This window comes from Streptomyces sp. Root431 (assembly GCF_001426585.1).
In the GTDB taxonomy this organism is placed as follows: domain Bacteria; phylum Actinomycetota; class Actinomycetes; order Streptomycetales; family Streptomycetaceae; genus Streptomyces; species Streptomyces stackebrandtii.
On record NZ_LMEI01000008.1, the window covers coordinates 35,820 to 50,809 of the forward strand.

10 protein-coding genes are annotated in these 14,990 nt (G+C 70.5%); 8 read left to right on the forward strand and 2 right to left on the reverse strand.

What is annotated here, in order from left to right:
* The first annotated feature begins 95 nt into the window (after positions 1-95).
* From ASC82_RS11295 to pulA, 7 genes are all read left to right on the forward strand, one after another.
* On the forward strand, positions 96-1,373 hold the full coding sequence (locus ASC82_RS11295; protein ID WP_056645299.1) for an extracellular solute-binding protein: 1,278 nt from the start codon (positions 96-98) through the stop codon (positions 1,371-1,373).
* Positions 1,374-1,413: 40 nt separating this feature from the next.
* Positions 1,414-2,424 carry a sugar ABC transporter permease gene (locus ASC82_RS11300; protein WP_056645302.1) on the forward strand — a complete coding sequence of 337 codons (1,011 nt, stop codon included), beginning with the start codon at positions 1,414-1,416 and terminating at the stop codon, positions 2,422-2,424.
* A gap of 62 nt (positions 2,425-2,486) precedes the next feature.
* A complete protein-coding gene (locus ASC82_RS11305; protein ID WP_056646317.1) occupies positions 2,487-3,326 on the forward strand; it encodes a carbohydrate ABC transporter permease in 840 nt (279 codons plus the stop codon).
* Between the two features lie 50 nt (positions 3,327-3,376).
* Positions 3,377-5,044 (forward strand): glycoside hydrolase family 13 protein, encoded by a 1,668-nt coding sequence (locus ASC82_RS11310; RefSeq protein ID WP_056645305.1) that lies wholly within the window; start codon positions 3,377-3,379, stop codon positions 5,042-5,044.
* Positions 5,032-6,111, forward strand: coding sequence for a LacI family DNA-binding transcriptional regulator (locus ASC82_RS11315; RefSeq protein WP_056646320.1), 1,080 nt, complete (start codon positions 5,032-5,034; stop codon positions 6,109-6,111). Before ASC82_RS11310 ends, ASC82_RS11315 begins: the two co-directional genes overlap by 13 nt.
* 134 nt (positions 6,112-6,245) lie before the next feature.
* On the forward strand, positions 6,246-7,961 hold the full coding sequence (locus ASC82_RS11320) for a carbohydrate-binding module family 20 domain-containing protein (protein ID WP_056645307.1): 1,716 nt from the start codon (positions 6,246-6,248) through the stop codon (positions 7,959-7,961).
* A gap of 84 nt (positions 7,962-8,045) precedes the next feature.
* Positions 8,046-13,337 carry a pullulanase-type alpha-1,6-glucosidase gene (pulA, locus tag ASC82_RS11325; RefSeq protein ID WP_056645310.1) on the forward strand — a complete coding sequence of 1,764 codons (5,292 nt, stop codon included), beginning with the start codon at positions 8,046-8,048 and terminating at the stop codon, positions 13,335-13,337.
* On the opposite strand, the gene ASC82_RS11330 is transcribed toward pulA, so the two are convergent.
* Entirely contained in the window at positions 13,324-13,851 is a 528-nt protein-coding gene (locus tag ASC82_RS11330) for a GNAT family N-acetyltransferase (RefSeq protein WP_056646323.1), read from the reverse strand. The genes pulA and ASC82_RS11330 overlap by 14 nt on opposite strands.
* A 67-nt stretch (positions 13,852-13,918) precedes the next feature.
* On the opposite strand from ASC82_RS11330, the gene ASC82_RS11335 reads away from it, so the two are divergent.
* Positions 13,919-14,251, forward strand: a complete 333-nt coding sequence (locus tag ASC82_RS11335) for an isomerase (RefSeq protein ID WP_056645313.1) — start codon at positions 13,919-13,921, stop codon at positions 14,249-14,251.
* Here ASC82_RS11335 and ASC82_RS11340 read toward each other — a convergent pair.
* Positions 14,236-14,961, reverse strand: coding sequence for a TetR/AcrR family transcriptional regulator (locus ASC82_RS11340; protein WP_056645316.1), 726 nt, complete (start codon positions 14,959-14,961; stop codon positions 14,236-14,238). The two genes, ASC82_RS11335 and ASC82_RS11340, sit on opposite strands and share 16 nt — an antisense overlap.
* Positions 14,962-14,990 lie beyond the last annotated feature (29 nt).

Consider the following 14,990-nt stretch of genomic DNA (forward strand, 5'->3'; position numbering starts at 1 on the left):
TTACGTTCCTGCCAACCCGGAGCGCCGCGAGGGAGCGGTCGCAATGAGGAATGGTTCCAGCCCCTCGTCTCCCCGGGATCACTGAAGGAGTTCACATGCGGCGTGGCATAGCGGCCACCGCGCTGGTCGCGGCCCTGGGCGTGACCCTGGCGGCGTGCGGTAGTGACAGCGGTTCGAACGGCGGCGGCTCGAAGGGCTCCGGCGAGCTCTCCGGCACCGTGACCTGGTGGGACACCTCCACGGTCGGCTCCGAGGACAAGGTCTTCAAGAAGGTCGCCGAGGACTTCAAGAAGAAGCACCCCAAGGTCACCGTCAAGTACGTGAACGTGCCCTTCGGTGAGGCGCAGAACAAGTTCAAGAACGCCGCCCAGTCCGGCTCCGGTGCGCCCGACGTGATCCGCTCCGAGGTCGCCTGGACCCCCGAGTTCGCGGACCTCGGCTACCTGGCCCCGCTGGACGGCACCGCGGCCCTCAAGAGCGCCGACGACTTCCTGCCCCAGGCCGCCGCCTCCACCAAGTACAACGGCAAGACCTACGGCGTCCCGCAGGTCATCGACTCCATGGGCATCTTCTACAACAAGAAGATCTTCAAGGACGCCGGCGTCGAGGTCCCCAAGACCATCGACGAGCTCAAGACCGTCTCCGCCAAGATCAAGCAGAAGACCGGCAAGACCGGCCTGTACCTGCGCGGCGACGACGCGTACTGGTTCCTCTCCTTCCTCTACGGCGAGGGCGGCGACCTCGTCGACGCCGAGAAGAAGACGGTCACCATCGACAACGAGGCCGGCGTGAAGGGCTTCAAGGTCGTCAAGGACCTCGTCGACTCGGGCGCGGCCAAGACCGACGCGACCGACGGCTGGAACAACATGCAGACGGCCTTCAAGGACGGCAAGGCCGCCATGATGATCAACGGCCCGTGGGCCGTCGCCGACACCTACGCCGGCAAGGAGTTCAAGGACAAGGCCAACCTGGGCATCGCCCCGGTCCCGGCCGGCTCCCACGGCCAGGGCGCCCCGCAGGGCGGTCACAACCTCGCCGTCTACGCGGGCTCCAAGAACCTCGACGCCTCCTACGCCTTCGCCGAGTACATGACCTCGGCCGAGACGCAGGCGACGGTCGCGAAGGAGCTCAGCCTCCTCCCGACCCGCCAGTCCGTCTACATCAAGCCGGACGTCGCGACCAACGAAATGATCATGTTCTTCAAGCCGGTCGTCGACAAGGCCGTCGAGCGCCCCTGGATCCCGGAGACCGGCAGCCTCTTCGCGCCGCTCGTCACCGAGTACACCAAGGTCCTCACCGGCCAGACCTCCCCGGACGCGGGCGCCAAGGCGACGGGGGACGCCTACCGCAAGCTCCTGAAGGACTGGAAGTAGCAGGAAAGAAGCAGGAAGAGGAAGGAAGGCAGGCCGGCTGATGGCTGTGGACACCCCCAGCCAGTCGGTGGCGAAGGCCGCGGGCGATGTCGCCCGCGGCCGGAGCCGCGGAACTGGTAAGCCGCGGAGCGCGGCGAAGCGCTCACTCTCCACCCACTGGTACGCCTGGGCGATGGTCGCCCCGGTGATCATCGTGATCGCCGTGATCATCGGCTACCCGCTGATCCGCGGCATCTACCTGTCGCTGACGAACGCCAACGAGCGGAACGTCGCCCGCTCCATCGGCGTCAACGAGATCCCGGCCACCTACGAGTTCGTCGGCCTGGACAACTACGCCGACGCGCTCACCGGCAGCCAGTTCCTCTCCACCCTGGGCTGGACGCTGCTGTGGACGGTGGCCTGCGTCTCGCTGACCTTCGCGCTCGGTCTCGCCCTCGCCAACATCCTCAACCGCAAGATCGCCGGCCGCTCCGCCTACCGGCTGATGCTGATCCTGCCCTGGGCCGTGCCCGGCTTCGTCTCCGTCTTCGCCTGGCGCTTCCTCTACAACCAGGACAACGGTCTGCTCAACAAGATCCTCGCGGGCGGCGGCATCGACGCCGTCCCGTGGCTCAACGACCCCACCTGGGCCAAGTTCTCGGTCATCCTCGTCAACGTCTGGCTCGGCATCCCGTTCATGATGGTCGCCCTCCTCGGCGGGCTCCAGTCCATCCCGAGCGAGATGTACGAGGCCGCCGAGATGGACGGCGCCAACGCCTGGCAGCGGTTCCGGCACATCACCATGCCCGGGCTCCGCTCGGTGTCGACGACGGTGATCCTGCTCTCCACCATCTGGACCTTCAACATGTTCCCGGTGATCTTCCTGCTCACCCGGGGCGGACCCGGCGAGGCCACCCAGATCCTCGTCACCCAGGCGTACAAGTTCTCCTTCGAGGTCAGCCCGCGCGACTTCGCCCAGTCGTCCACCTGGGGCGTCCTGATCCTGGTGCTCCTGATGCTCTTCGCCGCGGTCTACCGGCGAGTCCTCCGCAAGCAGGGAGAAGTCTGGTGACCACCACGACCCCCACCCGCCGTGCCACCCGCCGTGCCGCTCCCCGGGCCACCCCCCGGGCCGTGAACGCCCCGGTCCGCGGCCGCCGCTCGCCGCTCTCCTCGGTCGCCCTGCACCTCACGCTGATCGCGGCCTCCGTGATCGCCGTCTTCCCGGTGCTGTGGGTGCTCCTGACCTCCCTGAAGCCCGCCGAGTTCGCGATCACCACGGACTTCTTCAAGGAGACGACGGTCGAGAACTACACGAACCTCCTGAGGGACACCCCGTTCCTCACCTGGTTCGGGAACTCGCTGCTCGTCGCCGGACTCACCACCGTCGTCGGCGTGTTCATCTCCGCCACCACGGGCTACGCCGTCAGCCGCTTCCGCTTCCCCGGCAAGCGCGGACTCATGTGGACCCTGCTCATCACGCAGATGTTCCCGGTCGCCGTCCTCATCGTGCCGATCTACAACATCATGTCGTCGATGGGCCTGCTCAACCAGCCGGTCGGCCTGGTCATCACCTACCTGACCATCGCCGTCCCGTTCTGCGCCTGGATGATGAAGGGCTTCTTCGACACCATCCCGCGCGAGATCGACGAGTCCGGCTACGTCGACGGACTCACCCCCTTCGGCACCTTCTGGCGGCTCATCCTGCCGCTCGCCAAGCCGGGCATCGCGGTGACGGCCTTCTACTCCTTCATCACCGCCTGGGGCGAGGTCGCGTACGCCTCCGCCTTCATGGTCGGCGACGAGAACCTGACGCTCGCCGGCGGACTGCAGAAGTTCGTCAACCAGTACGGGGCCCAGTGGGGTCCGATGTCCGCGGCCTCCGTGCTCATCGCCGTCCCCGCCGCCCTGGTGTTCCTCTTCGCCCAGAAGCACCTGGTCACCGGCATGTCGGCCGGTGCCGTCAAGGGCTGACGGCCCTGAGTACCCCGACCGAACGCACCTCCTTACCTCCCAGGGAAGACATGACCCAGCATCTCGCCACCCCGGCCGACGCCCCCACCACCGGCACGCACACGGGCTGGTGGAGAGACGCGGTGATCTACCAGGTCTACCCGCGCAGCTTCGCCGACGGCAACGGCGACGGCATGGGCGACCTGGAGGGAATCCGCAGCCGGCTGCCGTACCTCAAGGAACTCGGCGTCGACGCCGTCTGGCTCTCGCCGTTCTACGCGTCGCCGCAGGCCGACGCCGGCTACGACGTCGCCGACTACCGGGCCATCGACCCGATGTTCGGCTCGCTCCTCGACGCCGACGCCGTGATCCGGGAGGCCCACGACCTGGGACTCCGGATCATCGTCGACCTCGTCCCCAACCACTCCTCCGACCAGCACGAGTGGTTCCAGCGCGCACTGCGCGAGGGCCCCGGGTCGCCGCTGCGCGAGCGCTACCACTTCCGCCCCGGCAAGGGCGTGAACGGCGAACTGCCGCCCAACGACTGGGAGTCCATTTTCGGCGGCCCCGCCTGGACCCGCACCCAGGACGCCGACGGGACCCCCGGCGAGTGGTACCTCCACCTCTTCGCCCCGGAGCAGCCCGACTTCAACTGGGAACACCCGGCCGTACGCGACGAGTTCCGCTCCATCCTGCGCTTCTGGCTCGACATCGGCGTCGACGGCTTCCGCGTCGACGTCGCCCACGGCCTCGTCAAGGCCCCGGGCCTGCCCGACATCGGCGCCCACGACCAGCTGAAGCTGCTCGGCAACGACGTCATGCCCTTCTTCGACCAGGACGGCGTCCACGAGATCTACCGCTCCTGGCGCAAGGTCCTCTCCGAGTACGACGGCGAGCGCGTCCTCGTTGCCGAGGCCTGGACGCCCACCGTCGACCGCACCGCGAACTACGTGCGCCCCGACGAGATGCACCAGGCCTTCAACTTCCAGTACCTGGGCACCCACTGGGACGCCGCCGAGCTCCGCCGCGTCATCGACGACTCGCTCGCCGCGATGCGCCCGGTCGGCGCCCCCACCACCTGGGTGCTCTCCAACCACGACGTCACCCGGCACGCCACCCGCTTCGCCAACCCGGCGGGCCTCGGCACCCAGCTGCGCGAGGCCGGCGACCGCGAGCTCGGCCTGCGCCGGGCCCGGGCCGCGAGCCTGCTGATGCTGGCCCTGCCCGGCTCGGCCTACGTCTACCAGGGCGAGGAGCTCGGCCTGCCGGACGTCACCGACCTGCCCGACGAGGTCCGCCAGGACCCGTCCTTCTGGCGGGCCAGCGGCCAGGACGGCTTCCGCGACGGCTGCCGGGTGCCGATCCCGTGGGCCGTCGAGGGCCCCTCGTACGGCTTCGGCGACGGCGGCTCCTGGCTGCCGCAGCCCGCGACCTGGGGCGCGCTGAGCGTCGAGGCGCAGGCCGGCGACCCCGGCTCCACCCTGGAGCTGTACCGCAGCGCGCTCGCCGTGCGCCGCGAGCGTCCCGAACTCGGTGCGGGCGAGTCCCTGGAGTGGCTGGAGGCGCCCGAGGGCGTCCTGGCCTTCCGGCGCGACGGATTCGTCTGCACCGCCAACACCACCGGCCGGGCCATCTCCGTCCCGCTGCCCGGCCGGTTCCTCCTTTCCAACGAGGAGGTCAGGATCGTCGACGACGAGATCGAACTCCCGGCGGACACCACCGCATGGTGGGCGGTGTGACGATCCCCCTGCCGCGGGGCGCCGCGAACGGCGCTCCGCGGCTCGCGGACATCGCGGCCCAGTCCGGCGTCAGCGAAGCCACCGTCAGCCGGGTCCTCAACGGCAAGACGGGCGTGGCCGGAGCGACCCGGCACAAGGTGCTCGCCGCGCTCGACGTGCTCGGCTACGAGCGTCCCGTACGGCTCAAACGCCGCAGCGCGGGCCTCGTCGGGCTCGTCGTGCCCGAGCTGACCAACCCGATCTTCCCGGCGTTCGCGCAGGTCGTCGAGCAGGTCCTCGCCGGCCACGGCTACACGCCGGTGCTCTGCACGCAGATGCCCGGCGGCGCCACCGAGGACGAGCTCGTCGAACAGCTCGTGGAGCGCGGGGTGGCCGGCATCGTCTTCCTCTCCGGGCTGCACGCGGACGCCTCCGCCGACCCGGCGCGCTACGCCCGGCTGACCGACCGGGGCGTGCCGTACGTCCTCATCAACGGCTACAACGAGCACATCGACGCCAACTTCGTCTCCCCGGACGACCGGGCCGCCGCCCGCATGGCCGTGCGGCACCTCGTCGAGCTGGGCCACGAGCGGATCGGGCTCGCCATCGGCCCCACCCGGTACGTGCCGTCGCGCCGCAAGGCCGAGGGCTTCACCGCCGAGCTGTACGAGCTCCTCGGCATCGAACGGGCCGAGGCCGAACGGTTCATCAGGCCCACGCTGTTCGGCGTCGAGGGCGGGCACGCGGCGGCCGACATCCTGCTCCGCGAGGGGTGCACGGGCATCGTCTGCGCCTCCGACCTGATGGCCCTCGGCGTGATCCGCGCGGTCCGTGCCCGGGGCCTCGACGTGCCCGGGGACGTCTCCGTCGTCGGCTTCGACGACTCGCCGCTCATCGCCTTCACGAGCCCGCCGCTCTCCACCGTGCGCCAGCCGGTGCAGGCGATGGCGACGGCCGCGGTCGGCGCGCTCCTGGAGGAGATCGAGGGGAACCCCGTGCAGCGCACGGAGTTCGTCTTCCAGCCGGAGCTGGTGGTCCGCGGCTCCACGGCGCAGCCGCCCGCCAAGGTCCCGCAAGTCCTTTCGTAACAACTTGCGTTGAGGTGTTCCGAGGGGCGTCCGGAGGGTTGACCGGGCGTCGGGGCGCTCGTACGGTCACGGCTGAAAACAGTTGCTGATACTTTCGGCAACTTCTTGCGACAGTGAAGTCAGCAGGAGGAATCATGGCCAGAAAGACCGTGGCAGCTGCACTCGCCCTTGTGGCGGGAGCCGCTGTGGCCGTCACGGGCAACGCCCCGGCGCAGGCGACCCCGCCCGGGGACAAGGACGTCACCGCGGTGATGTTCGAGTGGAACTTCGCCTCGGTGGCCCGGGAGTGCACCGACCGCCTCGGCCCCGCCGGATACGGATACGTCCAGGTCTCCCCGCCCCAGGAACACCTCCAGGGCGGCCAGTGGTGGACCTCGTACCAGCCGGTCAGCTACAAGATCGCCGGACGTCTCGGCGACCGCACCGCCTTCAAGAACATGATCGACACCTGCCACGCGGCCGGCGTCAAGGTCGTGGCCGACTCCGTCATCAACCACATGGCGAACGGATCCGGCACGGGAACGGGCGGGACCCCGTTCTCCAAGTACGACTACCCGGGCCTCTACTCCGGCTCCGACATGGACGACTGCCGCTCCTCGATCAGCAACTACCAGGACCGGGGCAACGTCCAGAACTGCGAACTGGTCCAGCTCCCCGACCTCGACACGGGCGAGGAGTACGTCCGCGGCAAGATAGCGGGCTACCTGAACGACCTCCTCTCGCTCGGCGTCGACGGCCTCCGCATCGACGCCGCCAAGCACATGCCGGCCGCCGACCTGGCGAACATCAAGTCCCGGCTGAGCAACCCCAACGCCTACTGGAAGCAGGAGGCGATCCACGGCGCAGGCGAGGCCGTCTCCCCGAGCGAGTACCTCGGTACCGGAGACGTCCAGGAGTTCCGCTACGCCCGCGACCTCAAGCGCGTCGTCCAGGGCGAGAAGCTCGCCTACCTCAAGAACCTCGGCGAGGCCTGGGGCTACATGCCCTCCGGCCAGTCCGGCGTCTTCGTCGACAACCACGACACCGAGCGCGGCGGCGACACCCTCAGCTACAAGGACGGCGCGAACTACACCCTCGCCTCCGTCTTCATGCTCGCCTGGCCCTACGGCTCCCCGGACGTCCACTCCGGCTACGAGTGGACCGACAAGGACGCCGGACCGCCCAACGGCGGCCAGGTGAACGCCTGCTACAGCGACGGCTGGAAGTGCCAGCACGCCTGGCGCGAGATCTCCTCCATGGTCGGCTTCCGCAACGCGGCGCGCGGCCAGTCCGTCACCGGCTGGTGGGACAACGGCAACAACGCGATCGCGTTCGGCCGCGGCTCCAAGGCGTACGTGGCCATCAACCACGAGTCCTCGGCGCTCACCCGCACCTTCCAGACGCAGCTCGCCCCCGGCGTCTACTGCGACGTCCAGTCGAACACGCCCGTGACGGTGAACGCGTCCGGCCAGTTCACGGCCACCCTCGCCGCCAACACGGCCCTGGCCCTGCACGTGAACGCCACCGGCTGCGGAGGCGGCACCACCCCGACGACCCCGCCGACGACGCCCCCGGCCACCGCCGGCGCCTCGTTCAACGCCACCGCCACCACGGTGACCGGCCAGAACATCTACGTCACCGGCAACCGCGCCGAGCTCGGCAACTGGGCCCCGGCCTCCGCCCTCAAGCTCGACCCGGCCGCGTACCCCGTCTGGAAGCTGACGGTCCCGCTGCCCGCCGGCACGTCCTTCGAGTACAAGTACATCCGCAAGGACGCCGCAGGAAACGTCACCTGGGAGTCCGGTGCCAACCGCACCGCGACCGTCCCCGCCTCGGGCCAGATCGTCCTGAACGACACCTTCCGCAGCTGACCTCCCCTCCTCTCCAGGGCCGCCCCCCCTCACCGGGGCGGCCCTCCCACCCGTACCCCCGTCCCTCCTCCAGGGAGCACCCCCGTGACACCCAAGAGAACGGCGGTCGCGCTGGCCGCCGCCCTGTGCGCGGCCCTCGTGCCCGCCGTCCCCGCGGCCGCCGCGCCCAGGCCCCCCGCCCCGCCCTCCGACCGCGCGCTCGCGGCCCAGCCCGCCCGCCAGGACCTCACCCGCGAGCAGTTCTACTTCGTCCTGCCGGACCGTTTCGCCAACGGCGACACCTCCAACGACCGCGGCGGCCTCACCGGCAGCCGTACGCAGACCGGCTTCGACCCCACCGACAAGGGCTTCTACCAGGGCGGCGACCTCAAGGGCCTGACCCAGCGGCTCGACTACATCAAGGGCCTCGGGACCACCGCCATCTGGATGGCCCCGATCTTCAAGAACCGGCCCGTGCAGGGGGAGGGGAAGGACGCCTCCGCCGGCTACCACGGCTACTGGATCACCGACTTCACCCAGGTCGACCCGCACTTCGGGACCAACGAGGACCTGGAGAAGCTGATCGCCGCCGCCCACGCCAAGGGCATGAAGGTCTTCTTCGACGTCATCACCAACCACACCGCCGACACCGTCGACTACGCCGAGAAGAAGTACGGCTACCGCCCCAAGGGCGCCTACCCGTACCTCGACGAGGACGGCCGCCCCTTCGACGACCGGGACGCCATCCGCGAGGTCGACGCCGGCTCCTTCCCGTACACGCCGGTCGAGAAGGCGAACACCAAGGTCCCGGCCTGGCTCAACGACCCCACGATGTACCACAACCGGGGCGACTCCACCTGGGCCGGCGAGTCCGCCGAGTACGGCGACTTCGTCGGCCTCGACGACCTGTGGACCGAGCGTCCCGAGGTCGTCGAGGGCATGAAGAAGATCTACGAGAAGTGGGTCCGCGACTTCAAGATCGACGGCTTCCGCATCGACACCGTCAAACACGTCGACCTGGACTTCTGGACCGAGTGGGCCACCGCCCTCGACGCGTACGCGAAGAAGCGCGGCCGCGAGGACTTCTTCATGTTCGGCGAGGTCTACTCCGCCGACACCACCGTCACCTCCCCCTACGTCACCCGGGGCCGGCTCGACGCCACCCTGGACTTCCCCTTCCAGGACGCGGCCCGCGCCTTCGCCTCCCAGGGCGCCGGCGCCGACCGCCTCGCGAAGGTCTTCGCCGAGGACTACCGGTACACCACCGACAAGGCCAACGCCTACGAGCAGGTGACCTTCCTCGGCAACCACGACATGGGCCGCATCGGCACCTTCCTCAAGCAGGACAACCCGAACGCCTCCGACGCCGAACTCCTCCGCCGGGCCCGGCTCGCCAACGAGCTGATGTTCCTGTCCCGCGGCAACCCGGTGATCTACTCCGGCGACGAGCAGGGCTTCACGGGCGCCGGCGGCGACAAGGACGCCCGCCAGCCCCTCTTCGCCGCCCAGGCCGCCGACTACCTCGACGACGACCAGCTCGGCACCGACCGCACCCACGCCACCGACGCGTACGACACGAAGCACCCCGTCTACGCCTCCGTCGCCGAACTGTCCCGCCTCACCAAGGCCCACCCGGCCCTCCGCGACGGCGTCCAGCAGGAGCGGCTCGCCGAGGGCTCCGTCTACGCCTTCTCCCGTACGGACGCGAAGACGCGGACCGAGTACCTCGTCGCCACCAACAGCGCCACCACCGACAAGACCGTCACCGTCCCCGTCGACTCCGCGGACTTCCGTGCCCTGTACGGGGGTCAGGGCGCCGTCGCCGCGAAGGACGGCAAGGTCACCGTCACCGTCCCGGCGCTCTCCTCCCTGGTCCTCAAGGCCGACAAGCCCCTCCCGACCCCGGCCACCGGACCCACCCTGTCCCTGGACGCCCCGGCCGCCGGCGCCACCGGCACCGTCGAGCTCAGCGCCGACGTCACCGGCGGCGGCCTCAACCGGGTCGTCTTCGCCGCCCAGGTCGGCAACGGCCGCTGGCAGACCCTCGGCACCGCCGACCACGCCCCCTACAAGGTCACCCAGCACGTGACCGCCGCCGCCGGCACGGCCCTGCGCTACAAGGCCGTCGCCGTCGACAGCGCCGGCCGCACCGCGAGCGCCACCGCCACCACCACCGCCGGACAGGTCCCCGCACCCGAGAAGCCCGTCGCCGTCGAGCGCACTTACGCCGTCGTGCACTACCGGCGCGAGGACGGGAACTACGCCGGCTGGCAGCTGAAGGCCGCCGGCCAGGAGGCCGCGTTCACCGGCCGCGACGCCCACGGCGCCTTCGCCTGGGTCAAGGTCCCCGAAGGCGCGTCCACCCTCGCCTACACCGTCGAGAAGGACGGCGCCGCCGACGGCCCCCAGCGGAGCATCACCCTCGGCCGCACCGGCGAGGTCTGGATCACGCAGGGCCAGGACGGCCAGTCCGACACGAACCCGGCCCCCGCCCCGCAGGACAAGACCAAGGCCGTCATCCACTACCAGCGGCCCGACGGGAACTACGACGGCTGGGGCCTCCACACCTGGACCGGCGCCGCCCAGCCCACCGACTGGTCCAAGCCCCTCCTGCCGGTCCGCGTCGACGCGTACGGCGCCGTCTACGAGGTGCCGCTCGCCGAGGGCGCGACCTCCCTCTCGTACATCCTCCACAAGGGCGACGAGAAGGACCTGCCCACCGACCAGTCCCTCGACCTCGCCACCTACGGCCACGAGATCTGGGCGCTCTCCGGACAGCAGAAGTACCTCCTCCCGACCGTCGGCGGTGCCCCGAACCTCGACCTCGGCAAGGCCGAGGCCCAGTGGATCGACCGGAACACCGTCGTCTGGAAGGTGAAGGCCACCGACGCCACCAGCCAGCAGCTGGTGTACGCGAAGGACGGCGGGATCACCGTCACCGACGGGACCCTGAACACCGAGGGCCAGTGGCTGCGGCTCAACCAGACCGCGCTCACCGACGCCCAGAAGGCGAAGTACCCGCACCTCAAGGAGTACCCGGCCTTCACCGTCGACCCGCGTGACGCCGACCGCGTCCGCGCGTCCCTCCGCGGCCAGCTCATCGCCACCCAGCGCGCCGCCAACGGCGCCCTGCTCGCCGCCACCGGCGTCCAGACGGCGGGCGTCCTCGACGACCTGTACGCGAAGAAGGCCACCGGCGCCGCCCTCGGCCCCGTCTTCCGCGACGGCCGCACCACCCTCTCCCTCTGGGCCCCCACCGCCCAGTCGGTCGCCCTCGAACTCGACGGCCGGACCGTGCCCATGCGGCGCGACGACAGCTCCGGCGTCTGGTCGGCCACCGGACCGAAGTCCTGGACGGGCAAGCCCTACCGGTACGTGGTGAAGGTCTGGGCCCCCAGCGTCCAGAAGGTCGTCACCAACAAGGTCACCGACCCCTACTCCACCGCCCTCACCACCGACTCCGCCCGCAGCCTCGCCGTCGACCTCACCGACACCCGGCTCGCACCCAAGGGCTGGACGTCCCTGAAGAAGCCCGCGGCCGTACCGCTGCGGGACGCCCAGATCCAGGAGCTCCACATCCGCGACTTCTCGATCGCGGACCCGACGGCCAAGGCCGATCACCGGGGCACCTACCTGGCCTTCACGGACAAGGGGAGCAAGGGCTCGCAGCACCTCCGCGACCTCGCCGCCTCCGGCACCTCCTACGTCCACCTCCTCCCGGGCTTCGACATCGGCACCATCCCCGAGAAGGAGTCGGACCGGACCGCACCCGCCTGCGACCTGAAGGTCTACGCCCCCGACTCCGAGGAGCAGCAGGCCTGCGTCGCGGCCGCCGCGGCCAAGGACGCCTACAACTGGGGCTACGACCCGCTGCACTACACCGTCCCCGAGGGCTCCTACGCCACCGACCCCGAAGGCACCCGCCGCACGGTCGAGTTCCGGCAGATGGTCCAGGCCCTCAACGGCAACGGCCTGCGCACGGTCATGGACGTCGTCTACAACCACACCGTCGCCGCCGGACAGTCCGACAAGTCCGTCCTCGACAAGATCGTGCCCGGCTACTACCAGCGCCTCCAGGCCGACGGCTCCGTCGCCACCTCCACCTGCTGCGCCAACACCGCGCCCGAGAACGCCATGATGGGCAAGCTCGTCGTCGACTCGGTCGTCACCTGGGCCAAGGACTACAAGGTCGACGGCTTCCGCTTCGACCTCATGGGCCACCACCCGAAGGCCAACATCCTGGCCGTACGGAAGGCCCTGGACGAGCTGACCGTCGCCCGCGACGGCGTCGACGGCAAGTCGATCGTCCTCTACGGCGAGGGCTGGAACTTCGGCGAGATCGCCGACGACTCCCGCTTCGTCCAGGCCACCCAGAAGAACATGGCCGGAACCGGCGTCGCCACCTTCTCCGACCGCGCCCGCGACGCCGTGCGCGGCGGCGGCCCCTTCGACGAGGACCCGGGCGTCCAGGGCTTCGCCTCCGGACTCTTCACCGACCCCAACTCCTCGACGGCCAACGGCACCCCGGCCGAACAGAAGGCCCGGCTGCTCCACTACCAGGACCTGATCAAGGTCGGCCTGACCGGCAACCTCGCCGACTACACCTTCACCGACACCTCGGGCCGTACGGTCAAGGGCAGCCAGGTCGACTACAACGGCGCCCCGGCCGGCTACGCCGCCGCCCCCGGCGACGCCCTCGCCTACGTCGACGCCCACGACAACGAGACGCTGTACGACGCGCTGGCCTTCAAGCTCCCCGCCGGCACGCCGGCCACGGACCGGGCCCGCATGCAGGTCCTCGCCATGGCGACGGCCACCCTCTCGCAGGGCCCGGCGCTCTCCCAGGCGGGCTCGGACCTGCTCCGCTCCAAGTCCCTCGACCGCAACTCGTACGACAGCGGCGACTGGTTCAACGCGATCCACTGGGACTGCCGCGACGGCAACGGCTTCGGCCGCGGCCTGCCCCCGGCCCCCGACAACAAGGCCAAGTGGGCCTACGGGAAGCCGCTGCTCGTCAACCCGGCCCTGACGGTCGGCTGCGCACAGATCGACGGCACCTCGGCGGCCTACCGGGACCTCCAGGAGATCCGGACGACCGAGCCGGTGTTCTCGCTGGCCACGGCGGACCGGGTCCAGTCCGCCCTGTCCTTCCCGCTCTCCGGCCCCGGCGAGACCCCCGGCGTCATCACCATGCGCCTCGGGGACCTCGTCGTCGTCCTCAACGCGACCCCGCAGGAGCAGAAGCAGAAGGTCGCCGACGCGGCGGGCAAGGGCTACGCCCTCCACCCCGTCCAGGCGAGCGGCTCCGACGCCGTCGTGAAGTCCGCCTCCTACGAGGCCGGTTCGGGCACCTTCACGGTCCCGGCCCGGACGGTGGCGGTGTTCAAGGCCGGGTGAGCCCGGTGAGGGCCTTCTCCCAGAGCGTGACCCCGTAGCGCGTGCCGTCGGCGGCGAGCTTTCCCGGCTCCTCGCCGACGGCCGCGTAACCCGCGGCTTCGTAGTACGTACGGAGCCGCGGGTTGTTCGTCATGGAGTCGAGCCGCGCGACCGCCCGCCCCCGGGCCGCGATCCGCTCCTCCGCGTGGGCGAGCAGCACCCGCCCGGTCCCGGCGGGCGCCGCCTCCCGGTCGGTCATCAGCCGGTGCACGTATCCGGCGACCGGCGGCTGCGGCCCCCAGGCCTGCTCGTCGTCCCACCACAGCTCGTACGCGCCGACCGCCCGGCCCCCGTCGAGGGCCAGCCACACCTCACCGTCGGCGATGCGCCCCCGGAAGTGCTCGGCGCCCTTCGCGCCCGGTTTCCATTGATCGATCCCGTTCCGCACCATCCACCGGGCCAGCCCGTCGAACAGCCCCACCAGAAGGTCCAGATCGCGGTCGTCCGCCTGCCGGAAGGTCACTTGTGTCGTCATGGCGATCACCGTAAAGGTGTGGCCGGAACATCCGACATCCGCATCTGCCCCTCCCCGGGAGTCACCCATGCCGCAGATCACCGTGGACTACTCCGCGCCCCTCGACCGGCGCGGCTTCGCGCTCGCCCTGCACCCGCTGGTCGTCGAGACCGTGGACACCACGCTCGACGCCTGCAAGACCCGCTTCCGGGAGGTCGAGGAGTTGGTGGTCGGCGACGGCGCGACCGACGACGTGATCGTCCACGTCGAGATCGCCCTGCTGTCCGGCCGTACGGACGCGGTCAAGGCGCGGCTCTCCGAGGCCGTCCTCGCCCTGCTGCCCACGTACCTCAAGGCGAGCGAGGGGGTCCGGCTCTCCGTCGAGATCCGCGACCTCGAACCGTCCTACCGCAAGCGCTGATCGGGCACGGCGGGCGCGACCGTCGGCACGAGCGCGGCGAGCCGGGCCACCAGGTCCCCGAAGGGGCCGTCGGCCGGCTCGTCGGCGAGGATGCCGACCAGGATCTCCGCCATCTCCGTGTCGTAAGCGGCGCTCACCGCGGCCAGCGCCGCGAAGTCGTGCACGAGCTGCAACTCCAGCTCCGCGCGCGGGACCCGCCGGCCGTCCAGCCAGAGCAGGGCCGTCGACTCGGCGAGCGACACCCAGGAGCGGACGACCAGTTCGAGCCGCGCCGAGGGCCTGTCGACCCCCAGGTGGGCGAGGATCTGCTCGTACGCGGCCTGCCGCACCTCGTCGATCATCGCGTTCGTCGTGGAGGAGCCCACCGCGGGACCGCCGCGCATCAGCGCCGCGAAGCCCGGCCCGTGCTCGTCCACGAAGTCGAAGAACCGGCCCATCACCCGCAGCAGCCGCGCGCCCAGCGGGCCCTGCGGCGGCTCCACGAAGCGGGCCGCCAGCTCGTCGGCCGCCCGCCGCAGCGCCGCCTCGTAGAGGCTCTGCTTGCCGGGGAAGTAGTGGTAGACCAGCGGTCGCGAGATCCCCGCGGCCGCGGCGATCTCGTCGATGGACACCTCGTCGGGAGAGCGGTGGCTGAAGAGTTCGAGGGCCACCCCGATCAGCTGCTGCTTGCGCTCCTCGACGCCCATCCTGCGGCGTACCCCGGTCGTCATACGAACAGCCTAACGGGGTCCGTTACGCT

Coding starts and splice junctions, on each gene's coding strand:
- ASC82_RS11310 (WP_056645305.1), top strand. CDS start 3,377: ATGACCCAGCATCTCGCCACCCCGGCCGACGCCCCCACCACCGGCACG.
- ASC82_RS11300 (WP_056645302.1), top strand. CDS start 1,414: ATGGCTGTGGACACCCCCAGCCAGTCGGTGGCGAAGGCCGCGGGCGAT.
- ASC82_RS11295 (WP_056645299.1), top strand. CDS start 96: ATGCGGCGTGGCATAGCGGCCACCGCGCTGGTCGCGGCCCTGGGCGTG.
- ASC82_RS11335 (WP_056645313.1), top strand. CDS start 13,919: ATGCCGCAGATCACCGTGGACTACTCCGCGCCCCTCGACCGGCGCGGC.
- ASC82_RS11320 (WP_056645307.1), top strand. CDS start 6,246: ATGGCCAGAAAGACCGTGGCAGCTGCACTCGCCCTTGTGGCGGGAGCC.
- ASC82_RS11340 (WP_056645316.1), bottom strand. CDS start 14,961: ATGACGACCGGGGTACGCCGCAGGATGGGCGTCGAGGAGCGCAAGCAG.
- ASC82_RS11330 (WP_056646323.1), bottom strand. CDS start 13,851: ATGACGACACAAGTGACCTTCCGGCAGGCGGACGACCGCGATCTGGAC.